Here is a 682-nt window from a genome sequence, read left to right on the forward strand (position 1 = left end):
AGAGTTTAGCGCGCTAGATCAACCCACAAATCAAAATAACTTTATGCGTAGAGAGTTTCTCTATGGCATTGATAGCGAGGATAATGCCGGGTATGGTTTGTGGCAACTTGCCTATCTAAATCAGATCACTAAACAAAGCAAAGAGGCCAAATAAGTGGCCTTGAATCTAAACGCCGCGCTAGCCCATCAAATCCCTAATTTTATTGATTATGAGTTTGTGAAGTGGGCGCTACAATCTGAAAGATATGAAGAGCTTGTAAAAGTCTTTCGCTACTTCTTGCGCTTTGATGCCCAAATTAGTAGCGAGGTGTTTAAAAGGCGTTTGCAAGTGGCTAAACTCCCGCTAATTTTAGAATGTGAGAATGATCAAGCACAGACGGCCTTTAAGCTTATCCAAAAAAAAGGGTTTTATCAATTTGTTTTTGATTGTACTAGCGCGCTTTTTTTTGGGTGTGCTTACTTTATTAAGGGCTTTTCTGAGGGTGGGATTAACTTTAAATTAATCCCACATCATTTTATCCACTATGATGGGCAATTAGAAAAACGCCCCTATATCTTTGTAGGCGGTGAAAAAATCTATCTTGATAATCGCCCCGATATTCTTAGCGTTTGTGATTTAAATCTGTATGACTCTAGCGCTTATCGGGTGGTTTCTATTTGTGCACTCAAATACCTAGCGCTA

The 682-nt window shown here is 39.4% G+C and carries 2 protein-coding genes; both read left to right on the forward strand.

Features of this window, described 5'->3' with window-relative positions:
- Positions 1-154: Mu-like prophage major head subunit gpT family protein (locus tag G6Q00_RS08855; RefSeq protein ID WP_205426583.1), on the forward strand; the 154-nt coding region annotated here is incomplete at its 5' end.
- The coding region (locus G6Q00_RS08330; RefSeq protein ID WP_430750798.1) for a phage portal protein family protein at positions 155-682 on the forward strand (528 nt) is incomplete at its 3' end.

The sequence above is a fragment of the Helicobacter suis genome, assembly GCF_902196125.1.
Lineage (GTDB): Bacteria > Campylobacterota > Campylobacteria > Campylobacterales > Helicobacteraceae > Helicobacter > Helicobacter suis_B.